Consider the following 17,961-nt stretch of genomic DNA (forward strand, 5'->3'; position numbering starts at 1 on the left):
CAAACAAACTATTCCTTATTTTTGCCGGATAATAACAAATACATAGTAAAACATTATCATAATGAACAATTCATTAAAGCCGGAAACCCTCTGCGTGCAGGGAGGCTGGCAACCGAAAAAGGGAGAACCGCGCGTCCTGCCCATCTATCAGAGCACGACATTCAAGTATGACACCAGCGAACAGATGGCCAAACTGTTCGACTTGGAAGAGAGCGGATATTTCTATACCCGCCTGCAAAACCCGACAAACGATGCTGTCGCAGCCAAGATCGCCGCTTTGGAAGGTGGCGTAGGCGCCATGCTGACATCTTCCGGACAGGCAGCCAATTTCTATGCCGTATTCAACATCTGCCAGGCCGGAGACCATATGGTTTGCTCGTCCACGATCTACGGTGGAACGTTCAACCTGTTCGGCGTGACAATGAAGAAGTTAGGCATCGAAGTGACATTCGTCGACCCTGATGCTTCGGAAGAAGAAATATCGGCTGCTTTCCGTCCGAACACAAAGGCTTTGTTTGGCGAAACCTTGTCCAATCCGGGCATGAGTGTGCTCGATATCGAAAAGTTTGCCCGTATCGCCCACAGTCATGGTGTGCCTCTGATCGTGGATAACACATTCGCTACGCCGATCAACTGCCGCCCATTCGAATGGGGAGCCGATATCGTGACGCATTCTACAACCAAGTATATGGACGGCCATGCGACAAGCGTAGGCGGTGCGGTTGTGGACAGCGGCAATTTCGACTGGGATGCACATGCCGACAAATTCCCCGGCCTGACAACCCCGGACGAATCCTATCATGGCCTGACCTACACAAAAGCTTTCGGCAAGATGGCTTATATGACAAAGGCAACGGCACAGTTGATGCGTGACTTAGGTTCCATCCAGGCTCCGATGAACGCCTTCCTCTTGAATTTAGGACTCGAAACCCTGCACCTGCGTATGCCTCAACACTGCAAGAACGCCCAGCAGGTTGCCGAATGGCTCGAGGCAAACGAGCAGGTTGCTTGGGTGAACTTTCCCGGATTAAAGAGCAACAAATATTACGATCTGGCACAAAAATACATGCCGAACGGGACTTGTGGCGTGATCGCTTTCGGCCTGAAAGGTTCCCGCGAAGATGCGATCCGCTTTATGGATAACCTGAAGATGATCTGCATCGTGACCCACGTAGCGGACGCCCGTACCTGCGTCCTCCACCCCGCCAGCCATACGCACCGCCAGTTGACGGACGAACAGCTGATCGAAGCAGGCGTAGCTCCCGACCTGATCCGCCTGTCTGTCGGCATCGAAAATGCAAATGACATCATTGCGGATATCGAGCAGGCGTTGAAATAGTATATAAGAATATTTGAACCTTAAAATGATGATCTATCGGTGAATTAACAGACAAGGCTGCGCATTGTCTGTTAATTCACCGATAGATCTTTTTTCATGTTTCAAATCTGTCAAATCATGAATCAATAAACCACCATCAAATCGATAACGATTTTCCAAACCGGTATATCCAACGGGTAGACAAGCGATGCCATAGGGAAGCAGGTGTTTCCTCCATCAATAAGTCCGGGCGGAACTCACGCAGGATTAGCCAATCCGCCTGCTTCACCCAATGAGAAAAAGCAAGATCCGGCTGATGCGTTTGCGACAGTTGCAACAAAGCATCCAGATCGAACCGATCCGCAATAACGCCGGCCCCGGCATGAACGGCATCAAAAGCATTACAAGCTTGTTCAATATGTGTCGGAACCATCAGAACAGGCTTACCCAAATACATCGCTTCACAAACAGACTCGAACCCAGCAGTCGTGGCATACGCCCTCGCTCCTGCCATATAACGGACAAACAGTGTATCATTCAATTGATGGAAAGAAAGACGGGAATCAACTTTCACTTCAGGAAGCACCTCTTTTTTATCCCAAAAGATATGCAGTTCGACACTCGGATGTACCTTATGCCAGGAACATATCTCTTCACCAAATCCACTATTCAATAAATAGCCATGCAGATAATCCCCTTTTGTCGGTGTCATTTCTAAAACCTCCTTACGCAAAAGAGGAGGAACCACCACGATCCCGTCGGCCGGAACCTCCCGCATCTTACGGAAAGATAACGCCAACTTCTTAGCAGCTCCGATAGCCGTAATGCGGGTAAAGAACTTCAAGGAAGCAAGCGACAGACGATTTTCTTTCGGAAAAGTAAAGTCCGGATGCAGGAATAAGTACTGGTGCGCAATGCAGACCATGACAGCTTTCGGCCGGCAAAACAGGTAAGTAAGTCCGGTCAACAGCTCATAAAAGTTTATGACCACATCTGCTCCTGTCTCCTTTATCATCCGGTTGATATACCGGACACTCGACATATATTTGTGCAACCGGAAAACATTATAAGCTACGCTTTTGACCAGGTTGACCTGTTTATTTTGGGCGGAAGGCAGGAAGTTGGGACTTTCAAACGGATAGACAGGTGCTTCGATCTTCTTGCTAAAGAAATCTGGAAGACGGCGGGCAGGACTTTTGCCAACCAGGACACCAACCACCTGATGGCCTTCGTCCGTCAGCTTCTGACGGAGAGAAAGTGCCTGAGTCAGATGTCCCCGGCCTTCACCCTGTATGATAAACAATATTTTCATATCACTTCGGCATAGTGTAAACAGGAAGGTAGCATTTCATCCGCTGTGTATCCCTCCCTATTATAAGAAACAATATTCCATTCACCTTGTTCATTTTCGACAAGAGCCGTAAGGCTTTCCACCCAATCACCGGAATTCAGATAATGAATATTCCCGTACCAAACATTAGCTGCCTGATGAATATGCCCGCAGATAATACCGTCCAGTTTCTTCGCTTCCGCCAGCTTAACCAGCTCCTTTTCGAAATCGGAGATATAAGAAACAGCACTTTTCACCTTATGTTTGACATGCTGGGAAAGTGAAAAGTAAGGCTTTCCAGCTTTCTCTCTACGCTGGTTGTATATACGGTTCAGCCACAACAGGAAAGTATAGCCCATATCTCCCAACATCGCCAACCAGCGCATATTCGTCGTAACCGTATCGAAGATATCCCCATGTGTCACCAGATAGCGCTTCCCGTGCGTATTCAGAATATAATCTTTCACGATAGAGAGGTTGGAAAAGGTAAACGGAACCAGGTTGTCCAGAAAATCGTCGTGATTCCCACGGACATAGATAATCTCCGTTCCCTGCTTTTCCATCATCTTCATCAGGACTTTAAAGAAATCGGTATGTTGTTGTTTCCAGCGGCGACCTGATTTCCGGAGTTGCCAGCCATCAATGATATCGCCGTTCAGTATCAGACGGCCACAGTTAACATGTTTAAGGAAATTCGTCACTTCTTCGGTCCGGGAATGTTCAGAACCCAGGTGAATGTCCGACAGGACAATGGTTGGATAATACTTTCTCAGTTTCATGTTGTTTCTATTAACACGATACAAAAAAACGTACTTCATATTACGGCATTGCAACAGCCATATGAAAAAACAATGAAGGCCACTCCTTCACAGGGGCAGCCTTCATACAATTTATAGAAAATCCAAATCAATCTTCTGCCTGAGTTGCCTCGTAAGCTTTTAACAGCTTGTCCTGGACATCCGACGGAACCAGTTCATAGCTGGAGAACTTCATGGTAAATGAAGCACGTCCACCTGTGATGGAACTCAAAGATGTCGAGTACGAAGACATCTCTTTCAAAGGCACTTTTGCCAATAGCTTTTCGTAGCCTTTTTCACTATTCATACCCATAATGATGGCGCGACGTCCCTGCAGGTCACTCATCACGTCGCCCAGATAATCAGCCGGAACCGATACTTCTACATCATAAACAGGTTCCAGGATCTTAGGACCGGCTTCTTTAAAAGCGGTACTGAAAGCATTACGGCCTGCCAGCATAAAAGAAATTTCATTACTGTCTACCGGGTGCATCTTTCCGTCATAGACGATGATGCGCACGTCACGGGCATACGAACCAGTCAACGGTCCCTGCTCCATACGAGCCATAATACCTTTCAGGATAGCCGGCAGGAAACGGGCATCGATGGCTCCACCAACGATACTGTTAATAAATACCAGCTTTCCGCCCCAGTCCAAATCTATAGTCTGCGTATCACGTACGCTGATTTTATACTCTTGTCCGCCAAAACGATATGTATCCGGAGCCGGCATACCTTCGTAGTACGGTTCGACGATCAGATGAACTTCACCGAACTGCCCCGCACCACCTGACTGTTTTTTATGGCGGTAGTCCGCACGGGCTGCTTTCGTGATCGTTTCACGATACGGGATTTTCGGTTCGTAGAATTCGATCGGCAATTTATCATTGTTCTCGATTCTCCATTTCAACGTACGAAGATGGAATTCTCCCTGGCCGGAAACGATCGTCTGCTTCAATTCCTTGGACTGTTCGATTATCCACGTCGGATCCTCTTCACGCATACGCATCAAGATTTCCATCATTTTTTCAGCATCTGCTTCATTAACCGGCTTCACGGCACGACGATATTTCGGGTCCGGATATTTGATAAAGTCGAAACGATAATCGCATCCCTTACCATTCAATGTGTTACCACGACGAACATCCTTCAGCTTAACGGTAGCACCGATATCTCCGGCAACCATTTCGGTGACGGCGTTACGGTTTTGTCCGGCAACAGAGAACAACTGCGCGATACGCTCCTTCGAACCACGATCGGCATTCAACAAATCGTCACCTTCTTTTACCTTACCTGATATCACCTTAAAATAAGAAACCTGACCGATATGCGGCTCTACAGTCGTCTTGAAGAAGAACAAACTGGTCGGTCCGTTGGAGTCGGGAGTCACTTCCACACCCTCTGTCGTAACCGGGCGAGGCATCTTATCCGTACAAGGAACGACATTACCTAAGAATTCAAGTGTACGACGAACGCACATGTCACGGCCCGCGCATACGCAGAATACGGGGAACATCCCCCGGATAACGAGACCGGCGCGAATACCGGCACGCATATCGTCTTCACTCAATGTACCTTCTTCAAAGAATTTTTCCATCAACATATCGTCATGTTCGGCAGCCGATTCGACCAATGCCTTGTGAAGTTCCATCGCCTTATCCATTTCTTCCGCCGGAATTTCCAACACTTCGGGAACACCACCTTCAGGTTTCCAACGATACATCTTCATTTTCAACACATCGACAACCGCATTGAAAGACGAACCCGTAGAAACCGGATACTGGATAGGAACAACCTTACCTCCCCATTGTTCACGCAGCTGGGCGATTGTCCCATCATAATCAGCTTTATCGTTATCCAGTTGGTTCACAACAAAGATAACCGGCTTATGAAATTGTTCTGTATACCGGAACTGGTTGATTGTGCCGACTTCCACGCCGTACTGGGCATTCAGTACCATCAGTGCCGTGTCTGTCACGTTCAGAGCGGAAACTGCACCGCCGATAAAATCGTCTGAACCCGGACAATCAATGAAATTCAACTTTCTGTCCTGCCATTCTACACTGAAAACGGTCGAGAATACCGAGTAACCATACTCCTTCTCAACCGGGAAATAATCGCTCACAGTGTTTCCAGACTCCACACTTCCGCGACGTTTTATAACTCCACCCTCGTAAAGCATCGCTTCAGCGAGAGTGGTTTTCCCAGAGCCCGAACTTCCCAAGATAGAGATGTTCTTAATTTCGTTTGTTTGGTATACTTTCATGATATCAAGGTATTAATTTGTGTTTAACAATAAAGATTGCCCCGAAAACCCTTTTCATTCACGGGACCGCAAATTAGAGATTGTAAAGGAGAAAAACAATTTCAAATCCAGTGTTTGAGAACTATGTTGTTTAACAGTTCAAAGATAAAGAGCGGAAAGAAAGACAGATAGAGATAAAAGTTGCTATCTTTGTATCGTTAAAAAGCAGAACTAAGTGGCAGGTTTATATATCCATATTCCCTTTTGCGCCAAACGATGCCTGTATTGCGACTTCTTTTCCAATACGGATATGAAGTTCAAAGAGCCGTATATCGATGCAGCTATCCGGGAGATGGAATTACGTCAGGAATATATAGGAGGGGAACCTCTTGACACCATTTATTTCGGAGGCGGTACGCCCTCCCAACTTCAACAGGTCGACTTCGAACGGATATTCGAGGCTGCGGACCGCTTGTTCGGCACAAGCTCATGCACAGAAATTACGCTGGAAGCCAATCCTGACGATATGACACCGGAATACGTCGCCTCTCTCCGCAACCTGCCCTTCAACCGGATCAGTATGGGAGTACAAAGTTTCAAAGAAAAAGACCTCCGTTTCCTGAACCGGCGCCATGACCGCGAACAGGCTTTGCGCGCAGTCGGGCTTTGCAAAGAAAATGGCATCCAAAACATAAGCATCGACTTGATATACGGGTTGCCCGGACAGACCTTGGAAGAGTGGCAAGAGAATCTGGATGACGCGATCCGTCTGGAAATTCCCCATATATCAGCCTACCACTTAATATATGAAGAAGGGACAGCCCTATATAAATTGATGGAAGCCGGGAAAGTGACTCCTATAGAAGAAGACTTGAGCGTCACCCTTTTCTCCACCTTAATCAATCGGCTGACCGAAGCCGGATATCTCCATTACGAGATTTCCAATTTTGGCCGTCCCGGTTATTTTTCCCGGCACAACAGTTCCTATTGGACCGGCACGAAATATATAGGCATCGGACCTTCCGCCCATTCCTATAATGGAGAAAGCCGGCAATGGAACATATCTTCCCTTCCCCGCTACTTACAAGGGATCAAGGCAGGCATTCCCGATATAGAGATAGAAGAATTGGACATCAACACAAAATACAACGACTTCATCATCACCGGACTACGCACAATGTGGGGAATCCGGACAGCTGATATCCGGGAGCGGTTCGGAGAAGAAAAGCAAACCTATCTCGAACAGCAGGCAGCTACCTATTTGCGTCAAGGGTTGCTTATCCGTGAAAACGACACTTTAACCCTCTCGAAAAAAGGCATTTTCATCTCAGACGGTATAATGAGCGACCTTTTATGGGTATAAAGGTATGCTGCAGACATTTGACAAAGCCATTAAATTACACCAAACCGCCTGTTTTTACAACGAACTGAGGGGTTATCCGTACATTTTCTGCACATTTTTACTATTTTTGAGAATAAAATTAACCAACATATTAAACTATTATCTATATTTGCCCCAACAAAAGACAGTAAGTAGTGCCATATCTATACATAATATCGGGATGCAACGGAGCAGGAAAAACGACAGCTTCCTTCACAATTCTTCCAGAGATGTTGAAGTGTAAAGAGTTCGTAAATTCCGACGAGATTGCCAAGGGGCTTTCCCCTTTTAATTCTGATAGTATCGCGGTAGCCGTTGAAGCCAGTCGTATTATGTATAAACGCATTAAAGAACTAATCGCTTCAGGCGAAACGTTTGCTATGGAAACTACACTGGCCACCCGTTCAGGCGCAAACCTGATTCGGGAAGCACAAAGGGAAGGGTATTATGTGACATTGTTATATTTCTGGCTGAACACACCGGATCTGGCAGTGGAGCGAGTAAAAATGAGAGTGGCCGCCGGAGGACATAACATTCCGGAGAGTACTATCCGCCGTCGTTACGAGGCAGGTATTCACAATCTCTTTGAACTATATATCCCCATTTGTGATTATTGGATGATTGCAGACAACTCCATGTCACCGATGGAAGTAATCGCCAAAGGTTTCAGGAGTGATAAAAAAGAGATATATAATTCGGATATTTATACAAAACTTGAGCATCATGAGTGAACAAGAAGTTAGAGAATTTGAAGAGAATATAGTTAAAGGTGCCAATATCGCATTCCAGCGATTAGTAAACCAGAAAAAGAAAGAAGACGGTGAATTAGTCTTCTCGCGCAACGGATACATCTTCCGCGTAAAAGCTGCTGATTTGGAAAAAGGGATGTTTTAACTATTATATTGGATATACAAAAAGGCTGGTGAATCAGATTCATCAGCCTTTTTTTGTATCCGGACATTTCCCCATCCCCATTATATGATTGCTGTTGATTCTGACCGCAATATGTTGAATACGACTAAAAACGGCCGATTCCTTTTTATCGTTTTTCCAAGATTCTCTATCACTCTATCACATTTTGCTTCGTAAGCATTGATAAACAATAAGAGCAAGAGTGATACATGCCTGATCCATGTATCACTCCTATGTCACACTTGTATCACTCTCCCTGACATTGAAACAGATAGCCGGTATTGTTTCAAACACGGAAGGAAACATGTCAATATACATTTGTAAGAAGGTTATTTCGTCAACATAAGATACTTTTTTGCAGAAAACAAGCAGGAAAAGAGCGGAAAGCAAGCAGAAATGTTCAGAAACACCCCCATCTTCCGGCTTTCTACACCCGGATGTAGCCACTCTCTACATCCGGATGTTCGGGACGGCTACACCCGGATGCACAGAGTCTTTTCATACTGACTAATTGTAATTAAGATACTTATCCGACAAGAAAAGACTATATGTATCATCCAAACATGAATAGAGTTATTCCGTCCGGCTGATCGTCAATATCTCGGAAAACGATATCGGCCATTCGATTGCATTCATCAATGTTTCGAATGCAATCTTTAAATTAAGAGACACAGGAGTGTGTCCGGAATAAAGATCACATACAGTCAATGCAAGCAGCATCTTTTTATTATAATGCATCCCCTTCAAAGTAACCAAACTGGACAATACCGAAACGGAGCGTGCCCCTTCAAAGTCAGAATCGGTAATATCCGTTTTATCTCTCAACGATTGATAATGTCGGCAGCCCTTTATGTCGGCACTTGTGCCCATAGCTTCCACAATATCCAATAATACGCAACAGATTGCAATTCTTTCCGATTCTTCTGAGCTCATACTCAAATTATGGTGCCGCCCTGCTCCCCTATGTTTGGCATCTATATTAATTAAAAAGCGTGGGAACTGTTAATCTACTATTTTGAAACTGAGGTATCGCCAAACACCCATCGGACAAATAATAAACAACAGCCCACGCTTTATTCTATATACACAAGTATATATAACAAGCGTGAGCGTCCAGTTGTCTATTATCTTTGTCCGACTGGAAAGTTGGCGATTTTCAGTTCCAAAGATAATATCTTAAACGCTTAACGTTATCCATCGACAGAACAGCCGAAAAGTCAAAGCTTCGACAATCCTATGTCAATCGCAAAGATAATGAAAAACGGCAAACCATATTGTTTACGAAGAAACATTAACAGATATAAATCAAAGATTTTTGGAAACAAAAAAAGGGCGGCCTTTTACTGCCGCCCCTCCAAGCATTCCGATTACCGGAAAGTTTCCCTAAAAATAATACGTATCCTACTTTTCAACCGTGAATTTATAAATACACTCGCTGAAATACTTTTCGCCCGGACGCAGCACCACACTTGGGAAGCTCGGCTGGTTGGGAGAATCGGGATAATGTTGTGTTTCGAGACACAAAGCACCGCGATGCGGATAAATCACACCTAACTTTCCTTTATCTCCATCCTTCGTCATTGCGTTTCCGGCATAGAACTGGATACCCGGCTCGTTTGTGTACACTTCAAGGCCGATACCGCTCTTTGCAGAAACAGCCTTTGCAGCCAACACATTGATGTCGCAATTATTATTCAACACCCAGTTATGATCATAGCCTTTGCCTCTTACCAACTGATCGAACGGATCATCGATATGTGCGCCTACGGCAACAGCCGTACGCAAATCCATCGGAGTTCCTTCTACCGGATCAAGCGTGCCGGTCGGGATCAATGTTTCATCAACCGGAACATAAGTATCTGCAGCAATCATAATAGAATGATCCAAGATCTGAGAACCCGGAACACCGGAAAGGTTGAAATAGCTATGGTTCGTCAGGTTCACGACAGTCGGTTTGTCCGTTGTAGCTTCGTATTTGATATCGACGGCATTGTCATTCGTCAATGTGTATGTGACTTTCAGGTTCAGATTTCCGGGGAAACCGGCTTCACCATCTTTGGAGAGATACGTCAATTCCACACTTTGGTCATTTACCTGTTTGGCATCCCAAACAACCGTATGGTAACCTTCCGGACCACCATGCAGGCAATGTCCGTTGTTATTCTGCGGAAGCTGGTACTCAACACCATCCAGCGTAAACTTGCCATTTGCAATACGGTTTCCATAACGACCGATCAACCCGCCGTAGTTATTGTTTGGATTGTCCACATACTGTTGGATATTATCGTATCCCAGGACGACATCCGTCATTTTGCCATTCTTGTCAGGAACCATAACCGATACCAGGCGCCCGCCCCAGTTTGTCACACAGGCCTCTGCACCATTCTGGTTCTTCAACACATATAATGCAGTCGGTTTTCCCTGTACTTCTGATACGAAATTAGATTTCATCAGTCCAGAAAGAGTGGCTTCCTCTTTTTTCTCAGTGCATGACAACAAAACACACATTGCCATGACAGCCATACATAGTCTCTTCATTTTCGATACTAATAAATTAATGTTTGTTAGATAGGCAACAAATATACGCTATTATTATCAAAAACAAACGATGCTGTAGAATAATGTTGCTTAATACAAATCACTTTCGTACATTTGTCTGTCATAATAGAGAAAAATGAAACAGTATTTAGAATTACTCGATCGTGTCCTCCGTGAAGGAGTCAAGAAAGAAGATCGGACAGGAACCGGTACATACAGTGTATTCGGACATCAGATGCGCTTCAACCTTGAAGACGGTTTTCCTCTGCTCACAACAAAGAAACTGCATTTGAAATCCATTATATACGAATTACTTTGGTTTCTTCAGGGCGATACAAATGCAAAATACCTGCAGGAACATGGAGTGAGGATCTGGAACGAGTGGGCAGATCCGGATGGAAACTTAGGACATATCTACGGCTTCCAATGGCGCTCATGGCCGGACTATAAAGGCGGCAATATCGATCAGATCAGTGAAGCGGTAGAGACAATCAAGCATAATCCGGATTCACGCCGTATCATCGTCAGCGCCTGGAATGTAGCAGACCTGGACAATATGAATCTGCCTCCCTGCCACGCTTTTTTCCAGTTTTATGTGGCAAACGGCCGCCTGAGCCTGCAAATGTACCAGCGCAGTGCCGATATTTTCTTAGGCGTACCTTTTAATATTGCCTCGTATGCCCTGTTATTACAGATGATGGCCCAAGTAACAGGACTGAAAGCAGGAGATTTTGTCCATACGCTTGGTGACGCACATATCTATACGAACCATCTTGAACAGGTAAAGTTGCAACTGACACGCGATCCACGGCCTCTTCCCCGGATGGAAATCAACCCGGATGTAAAAGATATATTCGGTTTCCAGTACGAGGATTTCAACCTAACGGGATACGACCCTCATCCTCATATCAAGGGAGAAGTGGCCGTATAAGAGATTTATGATTTCAGATTTATGATTCATGAACTGCATATAGTCAGACCTCATAAACCATAAACTTGAAATCATAAATCATAAATTATAAATCATAAATCATAAATGGCAATGAGTACTATTTCAATTGTAGCAGCGATTTCCGACAACAATGCGATCGGGAAGAATCTGGGTCTGCTCTGGCACATGCCGGCAGACATGAAGCGTTTTAAAGACCTGACAACAGGACACGCCGTAATAATGGGGCGTAAAACTTTCGAATCTTTGCCAAAAGGCGGATTGCCCAACCGTAAAAATGTCGTGCTGACGACGATGCCTGAAGCAGGTTTCATCAATTGCTTTGCCTGCGAATCCATGCATGACGCACTGGATATCTGCGAAAAGGAAGAAAACATCTTCATCATCGGAGGTTCTCTGGTTTACAGACAAGGATTAGGGATTGCCGACAAGATGTATCTGACCCGTATTCACGGGGAGTTTCCGGATGCAGACGCATTTTTCCCGGTTGTCAACTGGGATCTGTGGGAAGAGGTGGAACGACAGGAATTTCCCGCTGACGAGAAAAATCCGTATCCTTACACATTCCTGACCTACGTCCGTAAAAAATAAAATTACTCCTAATTAACGGTAATTTTACAACTTTTTGCTCTTTCTTTGTATCTATATAAGAAACGGGTTCGGATTTATAATTTATGATTTATCAGTCATACTTCATAAATCCGAAATCATAAATCTGAAAGATATGAAGATAAGAGCAATTATTGTTTTAGCCCTGATCGCATGCGGAATAGTATCCACGATCTTCTACGTGAAAGCAAATCAGGTATCCACCAACGAAAAGGCTATCATAGAAGCCATCCAAACGAAAAACACTCCGGCATTGATCCAGGCGCTTATCACCCGGATGAAAAATCAACTGGAAAAAGACGTCAATACATTCCCCGAACTGATCAAAGAGGTGGAAACTTATGCCGGTACATGTCCCGACTCCGCATCTGTAGCCATACTCCACTCCATGATCGCGGAGATGTATAACAACTATTATATGCAAAACCGTTGGAACGTCAACCAGCGGACCGAACTGGCAGGCTATGTTCCCGATGATATCCGGGAATGGACCTCCAATCTGTTCAGAGAAAAGATCAAACAGGAACTGACACTATCTCTCCAACCGACTCGGTTGCTGCAACAAACACCGGTCAGCCAGTATAACCTGATTCTGAAAAAAGGGAAAGACACGCCTCAACTTCGCCCTACTCTGTATGATTTCCTGGCTTTCCGAGCGATCGACATACAGTCGTCGGATAAATGGTATGAAGATGTGATCGACTTCCGCCGTACACAACCGGAGAAAAAAGCCTTATTACTGGACGAACTGGACTACTGGCAATATAAATACGACAGCCAGTCTACAAACACCAACGACTACAGAAACACGTTGGACAGTTTGTATAATGTATACGGCAAAGAGCCGTTTGCCGCCGAAATACGCATTGCCGAGATGAATCTTCTCCAACGGGAACGTTATCAAGGCAACAAGGCTCACCAAGACTCCGTCCAGGCGCTCATTTATTCGCTCTGCAAAGAAAGTATCGCGCAATATCCCAAATACGACCGCATAAACGTTTTCAAGAACCAGTTAAACGAAATGGAAACGCCGGTCCTGAATATCCAATCCGACAACAATGTGTATCCGGGCAAGGACCTTACATTGCAAATCAAGTATGTCAACACACCCCGGTTAGTTGTGCGCATCTACAAAAGCCTTCGCCAGCCGGAAGATGCCTGGCGGAATTACGGCAAGAACAGTAAAAGCATGCGGGGAGAACTGGTAAAAGAGGTCACATTCAAGATGAATCTCGCCAACTCATACACCGAAGCCGATTCCACGCTGGCCATTCCGATGGACAGGTTGGGATTATACGAATATGTGATCACGGTTCCCGGCAAGCAGCTGACAGTCTCCAACCGTTTTAGCGTCAGCCGTCTGGCAGCCCTCACCCGTAGCCAGACAAACAACCCGGAAGTACTTGTCACCGACCTCGAAAGCGGCAAACCGATCGAAGGGGCAACCGTCATCTATTACAAAACCAACATGATGAACGGAACCATCCAACGCCAGGGAGAAGTCAAAACTGACCAGTTGGGAATCGCCATTCTCCCGGCCAAAAAGAAGATCGAGCACATACGTCCGGTACTTCGTGAAGACTCCTCTTCCATCATCACAAATATATATCCTTACGGCACTTCCCGCTCCAGACAGGAAAAGGAGACAGTCGGTTTGTCACTCTTTACGGACCGGGGCATCTACCGGCCGGGGCAAAACGTATTCTTCAAAGGGATCGCTTATGTGAAAGATACGGACAACCCGCATGTCGTGGCTGGACGCTCCTATACCGTCACCCTGCGGGATGCCAACTATAAAGAAGTAGCCAGCAAAGAATTCAAGACCGACCGGTTCGGTTCCTTCAACGGAGAGTTCACCATCCCGGCACAGACTTTGAGCGGGAACTTCACGCTTGTCACAGAAAGGTCTCGTACGAATATCCGGGTAGAAGAATACAAACGCCCGACTTTCAAAGTCAGTTTCCTGCCGCTCAAGGAAGAGGTGTCTTTCGGCCATCCGGTGAAACTGACAGGTGAAGCACAAACTTTCTCCGGTATAAACTTGCAGGAAGGCGAAATAAACTGGACGATCACCCGTCGCCCGTTCTGGACACGTTTTTATATGCCGGACCCGTTCGATTTTACATACAAGCAGGTGGCTAACGGAACGACAAAAATTGACAATAAAGGAAACTTCACGATCTCCTTCATACCCGAACGGCCGGAAACTTCAGATATGCGCCCTGCCTTCCAGAGCTACGAAGTAACGGCAACCCTGACCGACAGCAAAGGAGAGACACAAGAGGCAAGCTATACCTTCTCCGTCGGCGATACAGGTATCCTGTTGGATATCCAAATGCCCGGAGAGGAAATGGAAAACGATTCCGCCAAAGCTGTGGTAACAGCCTATACCGTGAACAGGCAGAAAACATCTGCGGAAGGAAGTTACACGATTTATTCTCTGTCGGACGAAAAACCAGAAAAGGATATGTTCGGTGCAGACCGGTACAAAATCAATAAACTGGTGACTGTTGGAACTTTCATAACGGGAGACGAAATATCACCTGTCGTATTCCGCGAACTTCCCGCCGGACGCTATCGCCTGGAAGTAAAATCGACCGACTCCAACGGAAAAGAAGTTTCCGCCAATCAAGATTTCATCTTGTACAACCGCCGGGATAAACGGCCGCCCGTATTTATGCATACCTGGCTGGTTAATGAGCACACGACCTGTGCGCCGGGAGAAGAGGCCGCATTTATTTTCGGAACATCCGACAAAGACACACATATATTATATGAAATTTATACAGCAGACAATAAATGCACGGAACGCAAACTGATCCGGTTGAGCGATGAAAACCGGACATTCCGCATCCCGTTCAAAGAAACGGATGGGGAAGGTTTCACCGTGTCTTTCACATTTGTCAAAGACGGCAAGATGTATGTGAAACAAATTCCGGTTCAACGCCGGCAACCGGATCGGAGATTGAATATCCAGGCAAAGACATTCCGTGACCACCTGCTGCCGGGAAGCAAGGAAAATTGGAAATTCCGTATTACGGATGCTGATTCCTTGACCGTCTCCGCTGAAGTTTTGGCTGGCATGTACGATGCTTCATTGGACAAGTTATTGCCTTTCAGCTGGTCTTTCTCTCCTAAAAGATATGTTTATCTGTATGCTCCTCGTTTTTCTGAAGGGACAGCATTCACAAACAGCAGCAGGTACGAAACAGGAGATCGGAAAAGATTGAACGTCCCACAGTTCCAATACGACCGACTCGACTGGCAGGACGTACTGAGAATCGGTTGGCAATATGAACAAAGCGAACGACGCTATGCAACCGGAGCCGTCATGAAATCAGGGACAGCACCGGCAATAACCGAAGTTCTCAACATCACCGAAGACAGTATGCCACTAGAAGAACCGGCAGTAAAAGCGTACCAGGGTGTCGCTAATATCATAGCAGAAGAAGAAGTGGAAGAAAATGGAACACCGTTCTTCCCGAACAAACCGGTCGAACTTCGTGAAAACTTTGCCGAAACCGCATTCTTCTATCCGGCCTTAGTGACCGACGAAGCAGGCGATGTAGCGTTCAGCTTCACGATGCCCGAAAGCAACACGACTTGGAAACTGCAACTGCTGGCCCAGACGGAAGACCTGAAATACGGCTACCTGTCCCGCGAAATCATCACCAGCAAACCGTTGATGGTAACCCCTAACCTTCCGCGCTTCCTGCGCCAGGGCGATGAAGTGACCATCACGGCGCAAATCAGCAACCAGTCGTCTGCCACTATGGACGGACGCGCCAGCCTGGAACTGTTCGATCCGGGCAACGGCCAGCCGGTGATCTGCCTCACCAAATCGCAGAAACCGTTCACACTGCCGGCCGACAGCACCACGACCGTAAGCTGGTCGTTCAAGGTTCCGGCAGCAGCGGGCGGCGTCATCGGTTGCCGTATCGTGGCCGATTCGGATAAAGGGAGTGACGGCGAACAACATTTGATTCCGGTTCTTTCGAATGAGATATTGGTAACGGAAAGTACCCCGTTCTACCTGTTCGACAAAAGCGAAGAAGTGATCCGCCTGAAAGACAGCAAAGGTATCCGGCCGTTCCGCACGACACTGGAGCTGACCGCCAACCCGATCTGGTACGCCGTACAGGCATTGCCGACCCTATCCCAACCGGAAAACGACAACGTCATTTCCTGGTTCGCCTCCTATTACAGCAATACGTTAGCAAACTACATCGCCACCGTCCACCCGCGTATCCAGCAGGTCATCAGCCAGTGGAAAGCACAGGGCGGAAATGCCTCTACGCTCTATTCCAACCTGGAAAAGAATGCAGAACTGAAAAACATCCTTCTACAGGAAACACCCTGGGTATTGGAAGCAGACAATGAAACGGAACAAAAACAGCGTTTGTCCCTCCTTTTCGATATGAACCGGGCAGCAGGACAGCGGGAAACCGCCCTCCGACATCTTCTCGACCTGCAAACGCCGGATGGAGGTTGGGGTTGGTTCAAAGGCATGTATCCGAGCCAGGAGATCACACTCTATATTCTGAAAGGGATGAGCCAACTGACGGAGTTGAATGCAGTCGAATATAACCAGCAGGAAAAAGAGATGCAGATGAAAGCACTCAAATTCGTTGACAAACAAATCCAGTCCGATTATGAGGCATTACAAAAGATCAAGAACTGGCAGAAAAACGAAATTTCTCCATTGGAAATCGAATATCTGTTTGTCCGCAGCAATTACCGAGACATTCCGGAGTTGGGTTCGGCCCGTGAAGCAATCCGCTACTATACGAACCTGGCGGAAAAGCAGTGGGACAAACAATCCATCCACGGCAAAGGAGAAATAGGGTGGCTCATGTGGAGGAATGGAAATAAAGAGATTGCCGGAAAGATTATCACTTGGCTGCGTAAAACAGCTTCGACCTCTCCGGACAAAGGTATGTATTGGGCGAACAACCGGAGCAGAGCAAACGCCTTTGCCTCTCCGATCGACACCCATTGCCTGCTGATGGCTTTCTTCAATGAAGTTTCGCCCGACAAACAAGAAACAGATCGTATGAAACAATGGTTACTCAACCAGAAACAGACGCAGAACTGGAAATCCGTACCGGCAACGGTCAACGCTATTTATACTTTGCTTCTGACAGGCAGCAACTGGTTGGACACTGCCAACACTTGCACCGCCCAATGGGGCAAGCAAACCTATAGCACGACAAGCGGCGAATTGGCCACCGGCTATCTGAAAGTAACCATATCGGATGAAAAAGCGACCTCATCCGAAGGAACCTCCATCTCTATCCGGAAAGAAGGCTCGGCGCCTGCATGGGGAGCTGTCTACGAGCAATACTTCCAGAACATCAACGAGGTAAAAAAACAGAAAGGCGTCCTGAACGTAGAAAAGCTGCTATTCGTAGAAACCAATAACGGGACTGAGCGGCAACTTCGTCCGGTCACCCCGGATGAACCGCTCAGTGTCGGCGACAAAGTGGTCGTCCGCCTTGTGGTCCGTACCGATCGCGAAATGGATTACGTCTTCCTGAAAGACCTCCGAGCCGGATGTTTTGAACCGGCAGACCAACTTTCCGGTTCTATCTATAGGGACGGGGTCTGGTATTACCAGTCGCCGACGGATGTTTCGGAGAATTTCTTCTTCGAACGCCTGCCCCAGGGGACTTTTGTATTAGAATATGCCGTATACGTGTCACGTACCGGTGAATATGCAGGAGGAATCAGTACGATCCAATGCCTGTACGCACCGGAATTCGTATCGCATACGGAAGGAAACATCATCAAGGTAGATTGAGTGAGACTCCCAGCGATGGCAAGTGCACACAAATCCGGTATCCCCGACTCGCGATGGAAGCAGAATTTTATTTTTTAAAGAA

12 protein-coding genes are annotated in these 17,961 nt (G+C 46.5%); 7 read left to right on the top strand and 5 right to left on the bottom strand.

The annotated features are described in order from the left end of the window. The first annotated feature begins 61 nt into the window (after nt 1–61). Nucleotides 62–1,339, top strand: coding sequence for an O-acetylhomoserine aminocarboxypropyltransferase/cysteine synthase family protein (locus BHV83_RS16075; protein WP_122122434.1), 1,278 nt, complete (start codon nt 62–64; stop codon nt 1,337–1,339). A gap of 136 nt (nt 1,340–1,475) precedes the next feature. Here BHV83_RS16075 and BHV83_RS16080 read toward each other — a convergent pair whose 3' ends face one another. From BHV83_RS16080 to fusA2, 3 genes are all read right to left on the bottom strand, one after another. Beyond that, the gene (locus tag BHV83_RS16080) at nt 1,476–2,630 is read right to left on the bottom strand and encodes a glycosyltransferase family protein (RefSeq protein ID WP_005648170.1); all 1,155 of its coding nucleotides are present in this window, start codon (nt 2,628–2,630) and stop codon (nt 1,476–1,478) included. Continuing rightward, a complete protein-coding gene (locus tag BHV83_RS16085; protein WP_122202841.1) occupies nt 2,627–3,427 on the bottom strand; it encodes a UDP-2,3-diacylglucosamine diphosphatase in 801 nt (266 codons plus the stop codon). The genes BHV83_RS16080 and BHV83_RS16085 overlap by 4 nt, the downstream gene beginning before the upstream one ends. Before the next feature lie 127 nt (nt 3,428–3,554). Further along, on the bottom strand, nt 3,555–5,711 hold the full coding sequence (fusA2, locus tag BHV83_RS16090) for an elongation factor G2 (protein ID WP_122205294.1): 2,157 nt from the start codon (nt 5,709–5,711) through the stop codon (nt 3,555–3,557). A gap of 214 nt (nt 5,712–5,925) precedes the next feature. Between fusA2 and hemW the strand changes: the two genes are divergently transcribed. The 3 genes from hemW to BHV83_RS16105 all read left to right on the top strand — a co-directional run bounded on the left by hemW (nt 5,926) and on the right by BHV83_RS16105 (nt 7,965). Beyond that, nucleotides 5,926–7,053 (top strand): radical SAM family heme chaperone HemW, encoded by a 1,128-nt coding sequence (gene hemW, locus BHV83_RS16095; protein WP_122205293.1) that lies wholly within the window; start codon nt 5,926–5,928, stop codon nt 7,051–7,053. A 173-nt stretch (nt 7,054–7,226) separates the two neighbouring features. Then, entirely contained in the window at nt 7,227–7,802 is a 576-nt protein-coding gene (locus BHV83_RS16100; protein ID WP_008154394.1) for an ATPase, read from the top strand. Further along, on the top strand, nt 7,795–7,965 hold the full coding sequence (locus BHV83_RS16105; RefSeq protein ID WP_005637232.1) for a DUF8506 family protein: 171 nt from the start codon (nt 7,795–7,797) through the stop codon (nt 7,963–7,965). The genes BHV83_RS16100 and BHV83_RS16105 overlap by 8 nt, the downstream gene beginning before the upstream one ends. A 591-nt stretch (nt 7,966–8,556) precedes the next feature. Here BHV83_RS16105 and BHV83_RS16110 read toward each other — a convergent pair. Continuing rightward, nucleotides 8,557–8,916 (bottom strand): hypothetical protein, encoded by a 360-nt coding sequence (locus tag BHV83_RS16110; protein WP_119215259.1) that lies wholly within the window; start codon nt 8,914–8,916, stop codon nt 8,557–8,559. Between the two features lie 468 nt (nt 8,917–9,384). Next, on the bottom strand, nt 9,385–10,521 hold the full coding sequence (locus BHV83_RS16115; RefSeq protein WP_036658961.1) for an aldose epimerase family protein: 1,137 nt from the start codon (nt 10,519–10,521) through the stop codon (nt 9,385–9,387). A 136-nt stretch (nt 10,522–10,657) separates the two neighbouring features. Here BHV83_RS16115 and BHV83_RS16120 point away from each other — a divergent pair, with 136 nt between their 5' ends. From BHV83_RS16120 to BHV83_RS16130, 3 genes are all read left to right on the top strand, one after another. Continuing rightward, nucleotides 10,658–11,452: a thymidylate synthase gene (locus BHV83_RS16120; protein WP_005637244.1), complete on the top strand. Its 795-nt coding sequence runs from the start codon at nt 10,658–10,660 to the stop codon at nt 11,450–11,452. Between the two features lie 111 nt (nt 11,453–11,563). Then, nucleotides 11,564–12,061: a dihydrofolate reductase gene (locus tag BHV83_RS16125; protein WP_005648179.1), complete on the top strand. Its 498-nt coding sequence runs from the start codon at nt 11,564–11,566 to the stop codon at nt 12,059–12,061. A gap of 133 nt (nt 12,062–12,194) precedes the next feature. Next, complete coding sequence (locus tag BHV83_RS16130; protein ID WP_122205292.1) at nt 12,195–17,879, top strand: alpha-2-macroglobulin family protein; 5,685 nt, start codon at nt 12,195–12,197, stop codon at nt 17,877–17,879. Nucleotides 17,880–17,961: the final 82 nt, after the last annotated feature.

It is taken from the genome of Parabacteroides sp. merdae-related_45_40 (genome assembly GCF_001915675.1).

Bases quoted from the DNA above. Each gene is read 5' to 3' on its own strand.
- BHV83_RS16080 (WP_005648170.1), bottom strand. From the start codon at position 2,630: ATGAAAATATTGTTTATCATACAGGGTGAAGGCCGGGGACATCTGACT.
- BHV83_RS16125 (WP_005648179.1), top strand. From the start codon at position 11,564: ATGAGTACTATTTCAATTGTAGCAGCGATTTCCGACAACAATGCGATC.
- BHV83_RS16115 (WP_036658961.1), bottom strand. From the start codon at position 10,521: ATGAAGAGACTATGTATGGCTGTCATGGCAATGTGTGTTTTGTTGTCA.
- BHV83_RS16110 (WP_119215259.1), bottom strand. From the start codon at position 8,916: ATGAGCTCAGAAGAATCGGAAAGAATTGCAATCTGTTGCGTATTATTG.
- fusA2 (WP_122205294.1), bottom strand. From the start codon at position 5,711: ATGAAAGTATACCAAACAAACGAAATTAAGAACATCTCTATCTTGGGA.
- BHV83_RS16105 (WP_005637232.1), top strand. From the start codon at position 7,795: ATGAGTGAACAAGAAGTTAGAGAATTTGAAGAGAATATAGTTAAAGGT.
- BHV83_RS16130 (WP_122205292.1), top strand. From the start codon at position 12,195: ATGAAGATAAGAGCAATTATTGTTTTAGCCCTGATCGCATGCGGAATA.
- BHV83_RS16085 (WP_122202841.1), bottom strand. From the start codon at position 3,427: ATGAAACTGAGAAAGTATTATCCAACCATTGTCCTGTCGGACATTCAC.
- BHV83_RS16120 (WP_005637244.1), top strand. From the start codon at position 10,658: ATGAAACAGTATTTAGAATTACTCGATCGTGTCCTCCGTGAAGGAGTC.
- BHV83_RS16075 (WP_122122434.1), top strand. From the start codon at position 62: ATGAACAATTCATTAAAGCCGGAAACCCTCTGCGTGCAGGGAGGCTGG.